Origin of the sequence: Microbacterium meiriae (assembly GCF_040702565.1) — a bacterium.
Lineage (GTDB): Bacteria > Actinomycetota > Actinomycetes > Actinomycetales > Microbacteriaceae > Microbacterium > Microbacterium meiriae.
Genome location: NZ_JBFBLJ010000001.1, coordinates 1,032,338 through 1,046,859, shown reverse-complemented (window position 1 = coordinate 1,046,859; position 14,522 = coordinate 1,032,338). Strand labels below are relative to the sequence as shown.

Here is a 14,522-nt window from a genome sequence, read left to right as displayed (position 1 = left end):
GACCGGATATCGATCCGGTCGCCCCTCGTCGTCCGCGCGGACTAGGCCTCGTCGTCGGACTCGGCCTGATGCTCCTGCTGCTGCTCGGTGTCGACCTGTGCGGGAGGCAGGTCCTGCAGGAACTGGCGGTCGCTGTTCGGGTCGCCGCTCCCGTCTCCGGCGAGCGGATCCTGCGCGCTGACGTCGTCGGCGGGGATGTTCTCTCGTCCGTTCATGTCCGGTCCTCTCACGCGGGGCGCCGGGTGCGCCCGTTCACAGGTGAGTCTGCCTCCTGCCGGCGCAGCGGGGGATCCCCTGGTGCGATCCTGTGCGCAGTGATAGGCGCGTTCACCCTCGGAGCGCGGCGCTGAGCCAGCGCGCGTATTGATGCCAGGGGTCGCCGTGCCGCTGCAGCGCCGCGATGTGGGCGCGGATCTCCGGTGTCAGGGTGAACCACTCACCGCCTTCGCGAGCGGAGGCGAACTGCCGGTGCCGCTGCTGTTCGCGCACCCGATCGCCGTGCTCGAAGGCGAGAAGCTCGTCGTGACGGATGCTCGCGAGACGGCGCCGCGGCTGTCTGCTCGTGCCGATCTTCACGCGGTTGTCGTAGCGGAGGTAGTACACGACGTCGATCCGCGGGAACGGCAGATCGGGGTCGGGGGAGTCCCCGTAGCGCCAGCCGCAGAGCGCGCAGTGCCACGCGTCGTCCGTTCGCAGCCCAGCGAGACCACCGCAGAGGGGACAGGGGCCGGGGAGAAGTCGGGGTTTCGGCACCCGGGCAGCCTACGTCCGCCCTCGGACATCGGCCGCCACCTGCCAGCACCCGGCGCTCCTGTCAACCACTGCCGCCGGGCGTCGTCCCTTGCCAGACTCGGCCTATGGTCTTCATCGGATTCCACGCCTCCCATGAGCAGATCCCACCCAGCGCGCTGCTGGACGCGGTCGTCAGCGCGGAGTGGGCAGGCTTCGACGGGGCGATGTGCTCCGACCACCTCGCCCCGTGGCTCCCCGATCAGGGGGAGTCGGGATTCGCGTTCAGCTGGATCGCCGCGGCGCTGGCCCGTACGAGATTCCCCATCGGCATGGTCAACGCGCCAGGACAGCGGTACCACCCCGCGATCGTCGCGCAGGCCTTCGGAACGCTGGAGGAGATGTTCCCCGGACGGTTCTGGGCCGCGCTCGGCAGCGGCGAGGCGATGAACGAGCACGTGACCGGCGACGTCTGGCCGGCCAAGGACGTCCGCAACGCGCGGCTGTACGAGAGCGTGGATGTGATCCGACGGCTGCTCGCCGGCGAGGAGGTCGATCACGACGGTCTCGTGCGCGTGCACCGCGCCCGCGTCTGGACCCGGCCGGCGCAGCCGCCGCCGCTCTTCGCCACCGCCGTCAGTCCGGAGACGGCGGAGTGGGCGGCCGGCTGGGCGGACGGCCTCGCGACGGTCGCCCAGGAGCCCTCCACGCTGCGGAGGGTGGTGGAGGCCTACCGCTCGGCCGGGGGAGAAGGGCCGTGCATCCTGCAGACGCACGTGAGCTGGGGCGAGGACGACGCCGAGGCATACGCGATCGCGAAGGAGCAGTGGCGGCAGGGCGTGGTCACTCCGCCGCTCGCGTGGAACATCGAGCAGCCGGAGGATTTCGACGCCGCGGTGGGCGAGGTCGATGAAGCGCGGCTGCGCGCGGCCGTCCTCGTCGACCACGACGCCCGGTCGCTCGCGGGACGGGTGGCGGAGCTCGTCGACATCGGCTTCGACCGGATCTACCTGCATCACGTCGGACGGGAGCAGACCCGGTTCCTGAAGGCGGCCGCCGCCGAGATCCTGCCCGCCCTGAGGGAGCGCACATGAAGATCACCGATACGAGCGACCTCTGGTGGAAGACGGCCGTCGTCTACTGCCTCGATGTGGAGACCTTCCTGGACTCGGACGGCGACGGCGTCGGCGACCTCCGCGGCCTCGCGCAGCGGATCGACTACCTCTCACAGCTGGGCGTGACGTGCCTGTGGCTCATGCCCTTCTACCCTTCGCCGGACCTTGACGACGGGTACGACGTCAGCGACTTCTACGGCGTGGACCCGCGTCTCGGCACCCACGGCGACCTCGTGGAGGTGATCCGCACGGCCCGTGACCGCGGCATCCGTGTGATCGTCGACCTGGTCGTCAATCACACCTCGGACCGTCATCCGTGGTTCCGCGCGGCGCTCCGCAGCGTCGACTCGCCCTATCGCGATTACTACGTGTGGCGCGACGACGCGCCTCCGAAGGGACAGAAGAACCCGGTCTTCCCCGGGCAGGCCGACGGGATCTGGACCAAGGACGAGAAGTCCGGGCAGTGGTACCAGCACAGCTTCTACGAGCACCAACCCGACCTCAACATCGCCAACCCCGTGGTCCGGGACGAGATCGCGAAGGTCATCGGGTTCTGGCTGCAGCTCGGCGTCTCGGGCTTCCGTGTGGATGCCGTGCCGTTCCTCCTCGAGGTTCCGAAGACGGCGGACATCCCCGATCCGCACGAGCTGCTGCGCGACATGCGGCGTTTCCTGCAGCGTCGTTCCAGCGAGGCGATCCTGCTCGGCGAGGTCAATCTGCCGTACGAGGAGCAGCGCGCGTACTTCGGGGGCACCGACGGCGACGAGCTGACCATGCAGTTCGACTTCGTGGCGATGCAGTCGCTGTATCTGTCCCTCGCCCGTCGTGATCCCGCGCCGCTCGTCGCCGCACTCACCGCGCGCCCGGTCCTCGGACCGGAGGTGCAATGGGCGAACTTCCTCCGGAACCACGATGAGCTCACTCTCGACAAGCTGACCGATGCCGAGCGTCAGGAGGTCTTCGAGGCGTTCGCGCCAGACGAGCGGCAGCGCGTGTTCGGCCGCGGGATCACGCGGCGCCTGCCGCCGATGCTGGAAGGCGACCCGCGGAGGATCCGGATGGCGTACAGCCTGCTCTTCACGCTCCCCGGCACCCCCGTTCTGTTCTACGGCGAAGAGATCGGGATGGGCGAGAACATCGCCGTCGAGGGGCGGCAGGCCGTGCGTACGCCGATGCAGTGGTCGGCGGATCGCAACGGGGGCTTCTCCGACGCGCGCCCCTCCCGGCTCGTCGCGCCGCCGCCGACCGACGGGTATGCGCCCACGCACGTGAATGCCGCCGCCCAGCTCGAGGACCATGGCTCGCTGCTGCACTTCCTCCGCGAACTGACCGCGCTCTACCGGGTATCGCCGGAGCTCGGGTGGGGGTCGTTCACCGTCATCGAGCAGCCGCAGGACGCCCTGCTGGTGCACTCCCTGGAGGCCGACGTCGGGCGCACGATCGCCGTGCACAACTTCGCGGAACGTCCGGCGACGACGCGGTTCCGACTGGGGGAGGAGCCCGCGGGCACGACCCTGGTCGACCTCCTCGACGCGCGGCGCGTGCCCCTCGACGACGACGGAGAGGTGGAGTTGGAGCTTCCGGCCTACGGCTACCGGTGGCTGCGGGTCTCCCGCCCGGGAGACGGCAGGATCCTGTGACGGGCGGAAACGCCGAAGGCCCCGGATGACCGGGGCCTTCGGAGGGGATTCGGTGGGCGATACCGGACTCGAACCGATGACCTCTTCCGTGTGAAGGAAGCGCGCTACCAACTGCGCCAATCGCCCATACCCGTGGGGTACGTCAACCGATACTACCCGACCGTCAGGCGCTCCGATGACCAGTCCGGGAGACACGCGCGAGATTCGCTGCGGGTTTGGCGGAGCGCGGATCATCGGCTAATGTTTCATAAGTGCCCGGGACAACCGGGAACGAAATGCGGATGTAGCGCAGTTGGTAGCGCACAACCTTGCCAAGGTTGGGGTCGCGAGTTCGAGTCTCGTCATCCGCTCGAGTGCAGTAGATCTTCTCGAAGATCGGCGGCACGTGGGGTCAATCCACACGGTGGCGTGGCCGAGCGGCTAGGCACCGGCCTGCAAAGCCGTTTACACGGGTTCGAATCCCGTCGCCACCTCACGGGAAAACTGAATAGCCCCAACGGGCGCGATTGGCGCAGCGGTAGCGCGCTTCCCTGACACGGAAGAGGTCACTGGTTCGATCCCAGTATCGCGCACCACCTGAAACCCCCGGTTCGCCGGGGGTTTTTTGTTGCCCCCAGCTCTCCTCCCTGCGCGCGAGGTCGCATATCCGCGCGAGGTCGCAGCCCGATCGCGGAGCTCCGCGACCTCGGTGCGAATCTGCGTGTCGATGCCGTCGACATCGACTTCGAAGATGTGTTCGAATATCGATATCCTGGACGGGGCCGGAGGAAGGAGCCGGTGTGGGGAACTCGGGTCGCGCGCTCTCTGCGTACAACGACATGCGGTCGCAGCATCAGGCCATCGAGGCCGCCGCGCGCCGGGGCCCCCTGCAGTCCCTGTCCGATCGCGAGCTCGCCTTGCGAGAGTCCGCCGTCACCGTCTATCCGCACGCGCTCCAGCGGCGGGTGCGGGCGTGGGTGCGGTTCGGCCCGGAGGCGATCCGCGTGGAGGCGAAGGTCGTCCGCTCCACCCCGCTCGCAGCGGGCATCGAGTTCCGTGCCGGTGACCGCACGTACCGCTGCTGGGTCTGGGGGAACGCCGTGCAACCCGTGGACGGGTGACCGGGCCGCGGACACCGCTCGCACTCCGGCTCCACGCCGGACGCGACAGACGGGACGCCCCCTCCGTCATGCGAGGAGGGGACGTCCCGACCGGGTGGGGTGAGCGTCAGACGCGCGCCGTGCCCGCGCCGTTCTGCGGGACGCGCGGCTCTCGACTGACGAAGATGCCCAGCAGCACCATGCCGATCGCGAGACCGAGGTGGAGCCAGTTGTCGGCGTTGTTCACCGGCAGGAAGTTCAGCTGCTCGTTGCCGACCGCGATGAGGCCGTACAGCCAGACGACGAGGTACGCGAGCCCGCCGATGATGAGGTAGAGACGGGACGCGCGCGGCGACGCGGCGAGCGCGATGCCCGCGACCGCGAACAGCAGGTGCACGACGTTGTGCAGCACGGACACCTGGAACACGCCGAGGAGCAGGGCCTCGGACGCTGCTCCGGCGCCGTGCAGGTGCTCGGCCGAGTGGGTGACGCCTGGGATGAAACCGGCGATGCCCACGATGAGGAAGACGATGCCGATGATCAGCGCCGTCTTCTGGATCGGTGTGCCGGCGTAGCGGGTGGTGCGGGTGGTGTCGCTCATGATCCCCTCCAGGGTGTGGTGCGGTTGCCCGACCGTAGGACTTCCTGTGCGCGCGCTGAGAGGGCATTGACGCATCAGGAGTCACGCGGTAACTTCATGCGCCCGTTCCCGGACGCCGCTGCGACGTGGGCGAGAACCGCGGATTGTCAATCCCCCTCGGCAGGAGGGGACCGCTTCGTACGCTCAGGCCATGACCGATGCCGCTCTGGACCGCACCTGCGGCCTCGCCTCGACATCCGATCGCGACGCCGCGACCGGATTGCGACGCATCGACCATCTGGCGCAACTGGCCGCCGTCGTCCGTGCATGCCCCGGTCTGCACGTCCGTTACTCCGAGGGCCCGGATGCGGATGCCCGTCGTTCCAGCGTCGACACGGAGAGCGGCCTCGAGCTGCCCGGTCTCTCCGTGAACCCGCTGGACGCCGAACGCTGGTGGACGCGTCCGCTGGAGGACTGGCTCGCGCGCCAGCTCTGTCAGTACCGGCACCTAGCCGATAAGGACCCGCAGCGCATCGCCTGGATCCTCCGTGGCGAGCACTGCGGCCGGGGGCCCGACTGCGAGCCGCTGCTCCGAGAGGTGGAGCCCATCGCCGTCATCGGCGAACACGTCCTGCTCGAGGCCAGGGAACGGTACGAGCGCAATTTCGATGCGGGGCGCGGACCCGCCGACGACGAGGAGGATCGGGAATGAGCAGAGGGCGGCAGTGGACGGAGGTGGTTCCCGGCTTCTTCGGCATCAGTGTGGCGGACGTGAACTGCTACCTCGTGCAGACCGCGGACGGGCTCACGCTGTTCGACGCGGGACTGCCGCGCAGCAGGGGCGTGCTGCGCGACCTGCTCGGCCACCTCGGGGCGAAGGAGACCGACATCGATGCGGTCGTCCTGACGCACGGGCACTTCGACCACGTCGGTGTCGCGCGCGGGCTCCACGAGGAGGGGGTCTCGGTGTTCGTCCACCCTCGCGACGCACAACTGGCCCGTCACCCCTACAGCTACCGTCCGGCCTCACCTCGCGTCCCCTACGTGCTCACCCATCCGCGGGGGATCCCCACCACCACCCGGATGGCTCTTGCCGGAGCGCTCAACGTCCGCGGCGTCGACGCGCAGCCTCGCGTGACGCACGAGCATCCGATCGACGCCCCCGGGACCCCGATCGCCCTGTGGACTCCGGGGCACACGGAAGGGCACTGCGCGTACCTGTTCGAGGAGTCCGGGGTGCTCATTGCCGGCGACGCCCTCGTGACGCTCGACCCGTACACCGGCGAGACCGGTCCGCAGATCGTCGCCAGGGCGGCCACGGCCGATACCGCGGAGGCGATGGAGTCGCTGGATACCCTGGCACGGACGAGCGCGCGGGTCGTCCTGACGGGCCACGGAGAACCCGTCCTTGATGGCGTGGGGCCCGCCGTCGCCGCCGCGCGGCGACGCGGACCCCACTGACTCCTCGGCCTCAGTCGAGGAGCGTCTCCCCGATGTAGCCGCCTTCCGCACATCCCGGAGGGACGGCGAACACGGCGGATCCGATCGGGACCGTCCACTCGTTGAGCAGGTCGAGCTCGTCGAGCCGCTGCTGCATGGGGACGAACTGCCGCGCGACGTCGGCCTGGAACGCGGCGAAGAGCAGCCCGGATTCGGAGACGCCGTCTCCGGCCGGGCGCTCGTCGTAGTTGTACGCCCGTCGGAAGATGCGCTCCGTCCCGTCTCCGCGAGCGCGCCGGATGTGCGCGAACGCCGGGATGACGGGGAACCCGATGGCCGTCGTCGCGTCGAAGTCCGGCTCGTCGAACTCCGACGTCCCCGTGAGCGGCGCGCCCTCGCGCAGGGTCCTCCCGACGGAGGCCTCGCGTCCCCCGCGATCCAGACGGTCCCAGGCGTCGAGGTCCATGCGGATGCGCCGGAGCACCATGCCTGTGCCGCCGGCCAGCCAGCCGTCATCACTCCAGACCACGCGCTCGAAGTCGTCGGTCCCCGGCTGCGGGTTGCTCGTGCCGTCGACCTGTCCGAAGAGATTGCGCATGGTCGTCCCCGGTCGCTCGGTGCCGTGTGCGCGGCGGAAGCCCTGCTGGATCCACCGGACGGTCGCGAAGCCGCGCGCGTCCTTCAGGAGCATGCGCTGCGCGTGTGCGACGGTCAGGGGGTCGTCAGCGGCGATCTGGAGGAGCAGGTCTCCGTCCGAGAACTCCGGCTGCAGGCGGTCCACCCGGAAGGCGGGAAGCGGCGCGAGCCACGAGGGGGTGCTGCCGCCGGCCCGTGCCACGAGCGCCGGACCGAAGCCGAATGTGATCGTCAACCGGGCAGGGGCGACGACGAGCTCCGGCTCCGAGTCCGCGAGCGCCGACCGTCCCTGGGTGAGCCTCGCCGCATCGTCCGTGAGGATCCGCAGGAGCCGGCGGAGCGCGTCGCGGTCGACCTCCGGGCGCAGATCGAGCGCCACGAACGAGCCGTGCGCCTGCGCCGCGGTGTCGATCCCGGCTTGATGGACGCCGTGGAACGGGACGGTGAGGGAGCCGTTGAGCGGTGCGGGGGCCGCGGGAGCCTCCGTGTCCGCTCGCGTGAGGGCGACATCCGCCCCGACCGCGACGGCGGCCCCGACACCGGCGACAGCCCCTCCGAGGAGGAACTGCCGCCGAGTCGAGCCGGTGCGGCCGGCGCGGGCGCCCGAGACGCGCGCGGACATCAGTGGTCCATGCCCTCGTGGTCGTCGGCGCCGTCGTAGTTCTCGTTCGCGCCGGAGTAGTCCTTCACCGGCGCGGCGAACTCGAACGTGGAGTCGTCCGACAGGGTGACGGTGAACGCGACCTCGTCACCGGCTTTCAGAGGCTCGGAGAGGTCCATCATCATGATGTGATTCCCCCCGGGCTCGAGGGCGAGGGTGCCGCCGGCGGGGACGACGAAGCCCCCGGCGACCTCCCGCATGACCATCTCCCCGGCCTCGTTCTCCACGGTCTCGTGCAGTTCGATCATCGGCGAGGCGGCGGAGGTGACCGACGTCACCGTCACGTCCGCCGCGCCCTCGTTGACGAGTACGCCGAAGCCCGCGGACATGCCGTCATCGGCCGACTTGACCCAGGCGTCGTCGATCCGGAGGACTTCACCGGCGGGGGCGCTGGTCGGCGTCTCGGCTGTGGGCGCGGTGCACCCGGTGAGCGCGACGAGCGAGAGGACGATCGCCGCGCCGAGGCGGGGAAGAGAAGTGCGAGTGTTCATGATGATGCCTTTCAGGAGTTCGCTGCCGTGTCGTCGCCGAATTCCGGCGGCACGGCGGCCGCGCGACGGCGGCGGAGGATGAGGAGGACGGCGAAGGCGGCGACGGCGAGTGCCGCTCCCGCCCCGCCGACGAGCAGGACCCGGATCGGGTCGCCCGTCTCGTCTGCGTTCTGATCCGATGCGGTCGACGAGTCGTCCGGGGCGGAGGCGGTCGGCTCAGGATTCCCTGTCGACTCCAGCGGGACGGCGTCGCCGACGGCGAAGGGGATGACCCCCGCGATCGGATGCCCGTCCTCGGAGACGACCTGCCAACGCACCTGGTACCCGCCGTCCGGGATGTCCGGCAGGAGGGCAGCGGTGACATTCCGGCCACGCACCTCCACCTCGCCGGTCGCCCAGTCCTCGCCCTCCGCGTCGACGACGAGGACGACGGCCCCGGCGGTCGACTCGTCGAGGACGAGGAGCTCGCCCGAGAACGTCATGGTGACGCTCGAGGGCGCAGCATCGAGATGCTCCCCGTCGCCGGGGTCGCTCTCGAGGAGTTGGTCATGGGCGGTCGCCGGCGCTGCCGTCGCGAGGATCGCGACAGCCGCCAGCACCGCCCCGGCCGCGAATCTGCGGACAGGGGACATGGAAGAGCCTCTCTTCAGACGTCGCCGAGCGACGTGGGTACCTGCGTTCGGACGCGCGTCACCGGGACAGCGCGAGGACGCACCGCACGGCGCGAAGCCGTGGGCGCGGATCAGAGCGCGGGAAGAGAGGGCGGTGCGCGCCCGAGAAGCGGGGTGAGGAGCCGAAGATCATGGGCCGTCCGGACGAGGAAGACCCCGGCCAGGCGACACGGAGAGGTGGCGGAGCGCGGGGCGAGCGTCACGTCCGCACGCCGACGCACCCAGCGGATCAATCGGACGGCGAGATCACGCACGGTGAGGAGCAGCCGCTCGCCGCGGTGGAGCGCCGTCACCGTGAGGAGGGCGGCGAGGGCGTGCCCGAGCCACATCGCGGCGTCCGCGGTCGCGACGACCGCAGCGCCCTCGGCTGCGGGGAGCACGAGCGGTGCGCCGTGCACGTGCCGGATCGCCACGCCGGACGGAGTGACCGTGCCGAGCACGAAGAGCACGTGGAAGAGGAACTGGCTCACAGCCACCGAGAGGGTGAGTCGGGTGAGGGAGAGCGTCCGTCCGGCGAGCAGCACGCTCACCATGAAGGCGAACAGCCAGGGCACGAGGATACCCAAGGGGCCGGGCATCTCTCCGCCGCCGCTCACGTGACCCGCGAGAGCCACGAAGATCGCGAGCGACGAGGTCGCGAAGCCCCGCACGACGGCGGGCTTGCGGGACGGGCTCACGGCCACCAGTCTGCCATGTGCCGGAGTCCGTGACGGGCCGGGGCGCGCGTCAGCCCCGTGGTGCTCCGGTGCGCTTCACGACGTCGTAGGCGGCGAGCGCAGCCTTGCGCGTCTCGCCGAGGTCGACGATCGGCTCGGTGGGGGCGTCCGCAGCCCAGCGCCCGATGTAGTGCCCTTCGCCGTCGAACTTCTTGGCCTGCAGCTCGGGGTTGAACACGCGGAAGTACGGGGCGGCGTCGGCGCCGGAACCCGCGACCCACTGCCAGTTGAACGGATTGCTCGCGTCATCGGCGTCCACCAACGTGTCCCAGAACCACTCCTCGCCGAGGCGCCAGTCGATGAGGAGGTTCTTGACGAGGAACGATGCCGTGACCATCCGCACCCGGTTGTGCATGTACCCGGTGTGCCAGAGCTCGCGCATGCCCGCGTCGACGAGGGGAACTCCGGTTTCGCCGTGCTGCCAGAGCTCCAGACGTGCGGGATCCAGCGGAGGCCACGGGAACGCGTCGAACTCCCGCCGCAGGTTCTTCGTCGCGAGGTCGGGGAAGTGGAACAGCGTGTGCCAGGCGAACTCGCGCCAGCCCAGCTCCGAGAGGAATCCGCCCGCCCCGTCGACCTCGATCGCCTCATGCCACACGGTGAACGGACTGAGCTCGCCCCAGCGCAGTCGCGGAGACAGCCGGGAAGTGGCACCGGCAGCCGGGGCGTCGCGAGCGTGGTCGTACGTGCGGATGTCGTCGGCGAGGAAGTGCTGCAACCGGCGGCGCGCGGCGGGCTCCCCGGGCTCCCATGTCTCGCGGAGCCCGCCCGCCCAGTCCGGGGCGGTCGGTAGCAGCCCCCAGTCGTCCAGCGCATCGGAGGAGAGCCGCTTCCCGGCGCCGGGGAGCTCGCGGGGTTCGGGGAGCGGAGCGCGCGGGGCCGGAAGGGCCAGACAGGCCCGCCAGAACGGCGTGAAGACCGAATAGTGCGTGCCGCTCCCGGTGGTGACCGTCCACGGCTCGTGCAGGAGCGACCCCGCGAAAGACGCCACCTGGAGACCGTCGTCGCGCAGCGTCGCCTTCAGCCCCGCGTCGATCTCGCGCCCGGCCGCCCCGTAGCGGCGGTTCCAGAAGACCGCTCCGGCGCCCGACTCGGCGACCAGCTCCCGCACGATCCGGTCGGCAGGCCCGCGCCGCAGCACCAGCGTCGTCCCCTTCTCCTGCAGCCGCGCGGCGAGCGAGGCCAGCGAATGGTGCAGCCACCAACGCGCGGCACCGCCCAGCCGACGGATGCCGGGGGACTCCTCATCGAGGACGAAGAGCGCGATGATCGGTTCGTCGCGGTCGACGGCAGCACGCAGCGCGGGGTTGTCGGCCAGGCGGAGATCGTCGCGGAACCAGACGATCGAGGGCGAGGTCATCGGGTCGCCCACAGGGCCCAGGCGATCAGCAGAGGCTGCAGGAACAGGCGGCCGAACCGCCGCCGCTCCGTGTCGAGCCCGGGCGTCGATCTCCCGGTGCGCCACTGATGCCAGTTGCCGGGGAAGACCGCGGCGAAGAATCCCGCCGTCGCCCACCCCATCTTGCGGCGTTCCCGCGGCAGAGCCACCAGGCCCGCCGCGAGCGCGACCTCGGCCGCACCCGACGCCAGGACGATCGTGTCCTTGGCCATCCGGGTCAAGCGGGTCGCCCAGTCGGGCACGACGACCCGGAACCCGCGTGTCTGGGTGAAGTGCAGCACGCCCATCGTCCCGAGGGCGAGAGCAAGGAGCCAGCGGGCGATCGTCCGTGTCATGCGCCCACGCTACCGTCCCCGTCGGACGCCGTGCCTGTCACACTGAGGCGATGACCGTGCTGCGCATCACCGTCCTCTTCCTCCTCGCCGCCATCGCCGAGATCGGCGGTGCCTGGCTCATCTGGCAGGCGGTGAAGGAGGACAGGGGGTGGCTGTTCGCCGTCCTCGGGGTGACGGCCCTCGGTGCCTACGGGTTCATCGCGGCGCTGCAGCCGGACGCGAACTTCGGCCGCGTCCTGGCCGCCTACGGCGGGATCTTCATCGCAGGCTCCCTCGCCTGGGGCGTCATCGTCGACGGATTCCGCCCCACCTCGTGGGACGTGATCGGATCCGTGGTGGCGCTGGCCGGGGCGGCGATCATCATCTTCGCACCGGCGGCCGCGGATCCGCTGTCGGAGACCGCCGCGTGACGGTCGGCGACCGGCGAGCGGACGAGTAGCCTAGATCCAGACCCAGATGGAGTGATCAGTGCCTGAAAACGCCCAGCCGACCGACGGCTTCGCCCTGTTCTCTGACCGAAACGTCGTCGCCATGCGCGTCGGCGGCGTCCTGAAGGACCTCGCTGCGACGGTCACCGACACCGACGACGTCGAGCCCGTCACGATCGACAGCCCCGACGGCCTGAACATCCTGCGTCACTCGACCGCGCATGTGCTCGCGCAGGCGGTGCAGCGGATCAACCCGCAGGCGAACCTCGGCATCGGTCCGCCCATCACCGACGGCTTCTACTACGACTTCGGCGTCGACACCCCGTTCACGCCCGAGGACATCAAGGCGATCTCCAAGGAGATGCAGCGCATCGTCCGCGAGGGCCAGCGCTTCGTCCGTCGCGTCGTGACCGACGAGGAGGCTCGTGCGGAGCTCGCGGACGAGCCGTTCAAGCTCGAGCTCATCGGGCTCAAGGGCCCGTCGACGGCCTCCGAGGGCGAGATCGCCGAGGGGGCATCCGTCGAGGTGGGCGAGGGTGAGCTCACGATCTACGACAACACCACCCGCGATGGCGAGGTCGTCTGGAAGGACCTCTGCCGCGGTCCGCACCTGCCCAACACGCGCATGATCGGCAATGGCTGGGACCTCACCCGCATCGCCGCCGCGTACTGGCGGGGGAGCGAGAAGAACCCGCAGCTCCAGCGCATCTACGGCACCGCATGGCCGACGAAGGACGAGCTGCGCGCCTACCAGGAGCGCATCGCCGAGGCCGAGCGTCGCGACCACCGCAAGCTCGGCGCCGAGATGGACCTGTTCTCGTTCCCGGACGAGATCGGCTCGGGACTGGCCGTGTTCCATCCCAAGGGCGGCATCATCCGCTACGAGATCGAGGAGAACCTGCGCAAGCACCTGCTGCGCAACGGCTACGACCTCGTCAACAGCCCGCACATCACGAAGAAGGATCTCTTCATGACGTCCGGGCACCTGCAGACCTATGCGGACGGCATGTTCCCCCCGATGCACCTCGACGAGGTCGTCGACGACGAGGGCAACGTCACCCGCCAGGGCCAGGACTACTACCTGAAGCCGATGAACTGCCCGTTCCACAACCTCATCTTCCGTTCGCGCGGGCGCTCCTACCGGGAGCTGCCGCTGCGTCTGGCCGAGTTCGGCACGGTCTACCGCTACGAGAAGAGCGGCACGCTGTCGGGGCTCACCCGCGTGCGCGGTCTGACCCAGGACGACGCGCACATCTACGTCGCCCAGGACCAGGTGAAGGAGGAGCTCACCACCAACCTGAACCTCGTGCTCGACCTGCTCCGCGACTACGGCCTCAACGACTTCTACCTCGAGCTCTCGACGAACGAGGAGGGCAACCCGAAGTTCCTCGGCGAGCCCGAGCAGTGGGCGACGGCGATCGACACGCTGCGCGAGGTCGCGATCGAGTCGGGTCTCGAGCTCGTGGCCGACCCGGGCGGCGCCGCCTTCTACGGCCCGAAGATCTCGGTGCAGGCCCGCGACGCCATCGGCCGCACCTGGCAGATGTCGACCATCCAGCTCGACTTCAACCAGCCCGACCGCTTCGAGCTGGAGTACACCGGTCCCGACGGGCAGAAGCACCGGCCTGTGATGATCCACCGGGCGCTCCTCGGCTCCGTCGAGCGCTTCTTCGCGATCCTCCTCGAGCACTACGCCGGCGACTTCCCGCTCTGGCTCGCGCCCAGCCAGGTCGTGGGAGTGCCGGTGGCCGAGCAGTACGGCGACTACCTGGACGACGTCATCGCGCAGCTCCGGGCGGCGGGCGTGCGGGCCGACGTCGACCACTCCGACGACCGGATGCAGAAGAAGATCCGGAATCACACCACCGCGAAGGTGCCGCTGATCCTCATCGTGGGGGAGCAGGATCGTGCCGCGGGGACGGTGTCGTTCCGCTTCCGCGACGGCACGCAGGAGAACGGCGTGCCGGTCGCCGACGCGGTGCGCCGGATCAGCGCCGCCATCGCCTCGCACGCGCTGGTGTTGAAGGCGGGAGACCTCGCATGACGGACGGTGAGGCGGACCTCGAGGACGCCTCCCGTCTCGTCGGGGTGCCCGACGAGTTCCAGCGGCTGTGGACCCCGCACCGGATGGCGTACATCCAGGCCGGGCCGGAGCCGCTACGCGAGGAATGCCCGTTCTGCGAGGCACCGAAGTACCCGGATGCCGAGCGGCTCATCGTGGCGCGCGGGGAGACCGCGTACGTGCTGCTGAACCTCTTCCCGTACAACTCGGGTCACCTGCTCGTCTGCCCGTACCGGCACATCGCCACCTACGACCAGGCGACGGCCGAGGAGGTCGCCGAGATCGGCGCTCTCACCCAGACCGCGATGCGCGTGCTCCGCGAGGTCTCCGGCTGCGACGGCTTCAACCTCGGCATGAACCAGGGAGCGGTGGCTGGAGCGGGCGTGGACGCGCATCTGCACCAGCACGTGGTGCCGCGGTGGCGCTCGGACGCGAACTTCTTCCCGATCATCGCCAAGACGAAGGCGCTCCCGCAGCTCCTCGGCGAGGTGCGGGAGGCCGTCGCCGAGGCGTGGCCCCCCGCCGACCGCTGAGCCGTCG

General features: G+C 70.1%; 17 protein-coding genes and 4 tRNA genes. 11 read left to right on the top strand and 10 right to left on the bottom strand.

The window, feature by feature from the left end; genetic code table 11:
- Positions 1-41: 41 nt before the first annotated feature.
- Both AB0310_RS05100 and AB0310_RS05095 read right to left on the bottom strand, forming a co-directional pair.
- On the bottom strand, positions 42-215 hold the full coding sequence (locus AB0310_RS05100) for a hypothetical protein (RefSeq protein WP_268776275.1): 174 nt from the start codon (positions 213-215) through the stop codon (positions 42-44).
- A 112-nt stretch (positions 216-327) separates the two neighbouring features.
- Positions 328-753 (bottom strand): GIY-YIG nuclease family protein, encoded by a 426-nt coding sequence (locus AB0310_RS05095; RefSeq protein ID WP_259963074.1) that lies wholly within the window; start codon positions 751-753, stop codon positions 328-330.
- A 104-nt stretch (positions 754-857) separates the two neighbouring features.
- Between AB0310_RS05095 and AB0310_RS05090 the strand changes: the two genes are divergently transcribed.
- On the top strand, positions 858-1,823 hold the full coding sequence (locus tag AB0310_RS05090) for a TIGR03885 family FMN-dependent LLM class oxidoreductase (protein ID WP_366236701.1): 966 nt from the start codon (positions 858-860) through the stop codon (positions 1,821-1,823).
- A complete protein-coding gene (locus AB0310_RS05085; RefSeq protein WP_259963069.1) occupies positions 1,820-3,484 on the top strand; it encodes an alpha-amylase family protein in 1,665 nt (554 codons plus the stop codon). The genes AB0310_RS05090 and AB0310_RS05085 overlap by 4 nt, the downstream gene beginning before the upstream one ends.
- A 53-nt stretch (positions 3,485-3,537) precedes the next feature.
- On the opposite strand, the gene AB0310_RS05080 is transcribed toward AB0310_RS05085, so the two are convergent.
- A tRNA-Val gene (locus AB0310_RS05080) sits at positions 3,538-3,610 on the bottom strand.
- A 151-nt stretch (positions 3,611-3,761) separates the two neighbouring features.
- Here AB0310_RS05080 and AB0310_RS05075 point away from each other — a divergent pair.
- The 4 genes from AB0310_RS05075 (at position 3,762) to AB0310_RS05060 (ending at position 4,584) form a co-directional block, all read left to right on the top strand.
- Positions 3,762-3,834: transfer RNA gene (locus AB0310_RS05075), tRNA-Gly, on the top strand.
- A gap of 52 nt (positions 3,835-3,886) precedes the next feature.
- A tRNA-Cys gene (locus AB0310_RS05070) sits at positions 3,887-3,957 on the top strand.
- 27 nt (positions 3,958-3,984) lie between these two features.
- Positions 3,985-4,059, top strand: a tRNA-Val gene (locus AB0310_RS05065).
- A gap of 204 nt (positions 4,060-4,263) precedes the next feature.
- Complete coding sequence (locus tag AB0310_RS05060) at positions 4,264-4,584, top strand: hypothetical protein (protein ID WP_232089025.1); 321 nt, start codon at positions 4,264-4,266, stop codon at positions 4,582-4,584.
- A gap of 106 nt (positions 4,585-4,690) precedes the next feature.
- Here the strand turns inward: AB0310_RS05060 and AB0310_RS05055 are convergent, their stop codons facing one another.
- On the bottom strand, positions 4,691-5,164 hold the full coding sequence (locus AB0310_RS05055; RefSeq protein ID WP_259963067.1) for a DUF4383 domain-containing protein: 474 nt from the start codon (positions 5,162-5,164) through the stop codon (positions 4,691-4,693).
- 190 nt (positions 5,165-5,354) lie between these two features.
- On the opposite strand from AB0310_RS05055, the gene AB0310_RS05050 reads away from it, so the two are divergent.
- Positions 5,355-5,855: a DUF6098 family protein gene (locus AB0310_RS05050; RefSeq protein ID WP_232089024.1), complete on the top strand. Its 501-nt coding sequence runs from the start codon at positions 5,355-5,357 to the stop codon at positions 5,853-5,855.
- Complete coding sequence (locus AB0310_RS05045) at positions 5,852-6,604, top strand: MBL fold metallo-hydrolase (protein ID WP_366236700.1); 753 nt, start codon at positions 5,852-5,854, stop codon at positions 6,602-6,604. The genes AB0310_RS05050 and AB0310_RS05045 overlap by 4 nt, the downstream gene beginning before the upstream one ends.
- Before the next feature lie 10 nt (positions 6,605-6,614).
- Here the strand turns inward: AB0310_RS05045 and AB0310_RS05040 are convergent, their stop codons facing one another.
- The 6 genes from AB0310_RS05040 to AB0310_RS05015 all read right to left on the bottom strand — a co-directional run bounded on the left by AB0310_RS05040 (position 6,615) and on the right by AB0310_RS05015 (position 11,492).
- Complete coding sequence (locus tag AB0310_RS05040) at positions 6,615-7,841, bottom strand: Dyp-type peroxidase (protein ID WP_366236699.1); 1,227 nt, start codon at positions 7,839-7,841, stop codon at positions 6,615-6,617.
- Positions 7,841-8,371, bottom strand: coding sequence for a copper chaperone PCu(A)C (locus tag AB0310_RS05035; protein ID WP_366236698.1), 531 nt, complete (start codon positions 8,369-8,371; stop codon positions 7,841-7,843). Before AB0310_RS05035 ends, AB0310_RS05040 begins: the two co-directional genes overlap by 1 nt.
- 11 nt (positions 8,372-8,382) lie before the next feature.
- Complete coding sequence (locus AB0310_RS05030) at positions 8,383-9,003, bottom strand: copper resistance CopC family protein (RefSeq protein ID WP_366236697.1); 621 nt, start codon at positions 9,001-9,003, stop codon at positions 8,383-8,385.
- A 110-nt stretch (positions 9,004-9,113) separates the two neighbouring features.
- Positions 9,114-9,719 (bottom strand): hypothetical protein, encoded by a 606-nt coding sequence (locus AB0310_RS05025; protein WP_292796246.1) that lies wholly within the window; start codon positions 9,717-9,719, stop codon positions 9,114-9,116.
- A gap of 49 nt (positions 9,720-9,768) precedes the next feature.
- Positions 9,769-11,118 carry a cryptochrome/photolyase family protein gene (locus AB0310_RS05020; RefSeq protein WP_366236696.1) on the bottom strand — a complete coding sequence of 450 codons (1,350 nt, stop codon included), beginning with the start codon at positions 11,116-11,118 and terminating at the stop codon, positions 9,769-9,771.
- On the bottom strand, positions 11,115-11,492 hold the full coding sequence (locus AB0310_RS05015) for a DoxX family protein (protein ID WP_366236695.1): 378 nt from the start codon (positions 11,490-11,492) through the stop codon (positions 11,115-11,117). The genes AB0310_RS05020 and AB0310_RS05015 overlap by 4 nt, the downstream gene beginning before the upstream one ends.
- Before the next feature lie 50 nt (positions 11,493-11,542).
- Between AB0310_RS05015 and AB0310_RS05010 the strand changes: the two genes are divergently transcribed.
- The 3 genes from AB0310_RS05010 to AB0310_RS05000 all read left to right on the top strand — a co-directional run bounded on the left by AB0310_RS05010 (position 11,543) and on the right by AB0310_RS05000 (position 14,515).
- On the top strand, positions 11,543-11,902 hold the full coding sequence (locus AB0310_RS05010; RefSeq protein WP_366236694.1) for a YnfA family protein: 360 nt from the start codon (positions 11,543-11,545) through the stop codon (positions 11,900-11,902).
- A 121-nt stretch (positions 11,903-12,023) separates the two neighbouring features.
- Positions 12,024-13,964, top strand: coding sequence for a threonine--tRNA ligase (gene thrS / locus AB0310_RS05005; RefSeq protein ID WP_366236923.1), 1,941 nt, complete (start codon positions 12,024-12,026; stop codon positions 13,962-13,964).
- The gene (locus AB0310_RS05000) at positions 13,961-14,515 is read left to right on the top strand and encodes an HIT family protein (RefSeq protein WP_187661532.1); all 555 of its coding nucleotides are present in this window, start codon (positions 13,961-13,963) and stop codon (positions 14,513-14,515) included. Before thrS ends, AB0310_RS05000 begins: the two co-directional genes overlap by 4 nt.
- Positions 14,516-14,522 lie beyond the last annotated feature (7 nt).

Bases quoted from the DNA above. Each gene is read 5' to 3' on its own strand.
- AB0310_RS05100 (WP_268776275.1), bottom strand. From the start codon at position 215: ATGAACGGACGAGAGAACATCCCCGCCGACGACGTCAGCGCGCAGGAT.
- AB0310_RS05090 (WP_366236701.1), top strand. From the start codon at position 858: ATGGTCTTCATCGGATTCCACGCCTCCCATGAGCAGATCCCACCCAGC.
- AB0310_RS05085 (WP_259963069.1), top strand. From the start codon at position 1,820: ATGAAGATCACCGATACGAGCGACCTCTGGTGGAAGACGGCCGTCGTC.
- AB0310_RS05055 (WP_259963067.1), bottom strand. From the start codon at position 5,164: ATGAGCGACACCACCCGCACCACCCGCTACGCCGGCACACCGATCCAG.
- AB0310_RS05050 (WP_232089024.1), top strand. From the start codon at position 5,355: ATGACCGATGCCGCTCTGGACCGCACCTGCGGCCTCGCCTCGACATCC.
- AB0310_RS05045 (WP_366236700.1), top strand. From the start codon at position 5,852: ATGAGCAGAGGGCGGCAGTGGACGGAGGTGGTTCCCGGCTTCTTCGGC.
- AB0310_RS05040 (WP_366236699.1), bottom strand. From the start codon at position 7,841: ATGTCCGCGCGCGTCTCGGGCGCCCGCGCCGGCCGCACCGGCTCGACT.
- AB0310_RS05035 (WP_366236698.1), bottom strand. From the start codon at position 8,371: ATGAACACTCGCACTTCTCTTCCCCGCCTCGGCGCGGCGATCGTCCTC.
- AB0310_RS05030 (WP_366236697.1), bottom strand. From the start codon at position 9,003: ATGTCCCCTGTCCGCAGATTCGCGGCCGGGGCGGTGCTGGCGGCTGTC.
- AB0310_RS05020 (WP_366236696.1), bottom strand. From the start codon at position 11,118: ATGACCTCGCCCTCGATCGTCTGGTTCCGCGACGATCTCCGCCTGGCC.
- AB0310_RS05015 (WP_366236695.1), bottom strand. From the start codon at position 11,492: ATGACACGGACGATCGCCCGCTGGCTCCTTGCTCTCGCCCTCGGGACG.
- AB0310_RS05010 (WP_366236694.1), top strand. From the start codon at position 11,543: ATGACCGTGCTGCGCATCACCGTCCTCTTCCTCCTCGCCGCCATCGCC.
- thrS (WP_366236923.1), top strand. From the start codon at position 12,024: ATGCGCGTCGGCGGCGTCCTGAAGGACCTCGCTGCGACGGTCACCGAC.
- AB0310_RS05000 (WP_187661532.1), top strand. From the start codon at position 13,961: ATGACGGACGGTGAGGCGGACCTCGAGGACGCCTCCCGTCTCGTCGGG.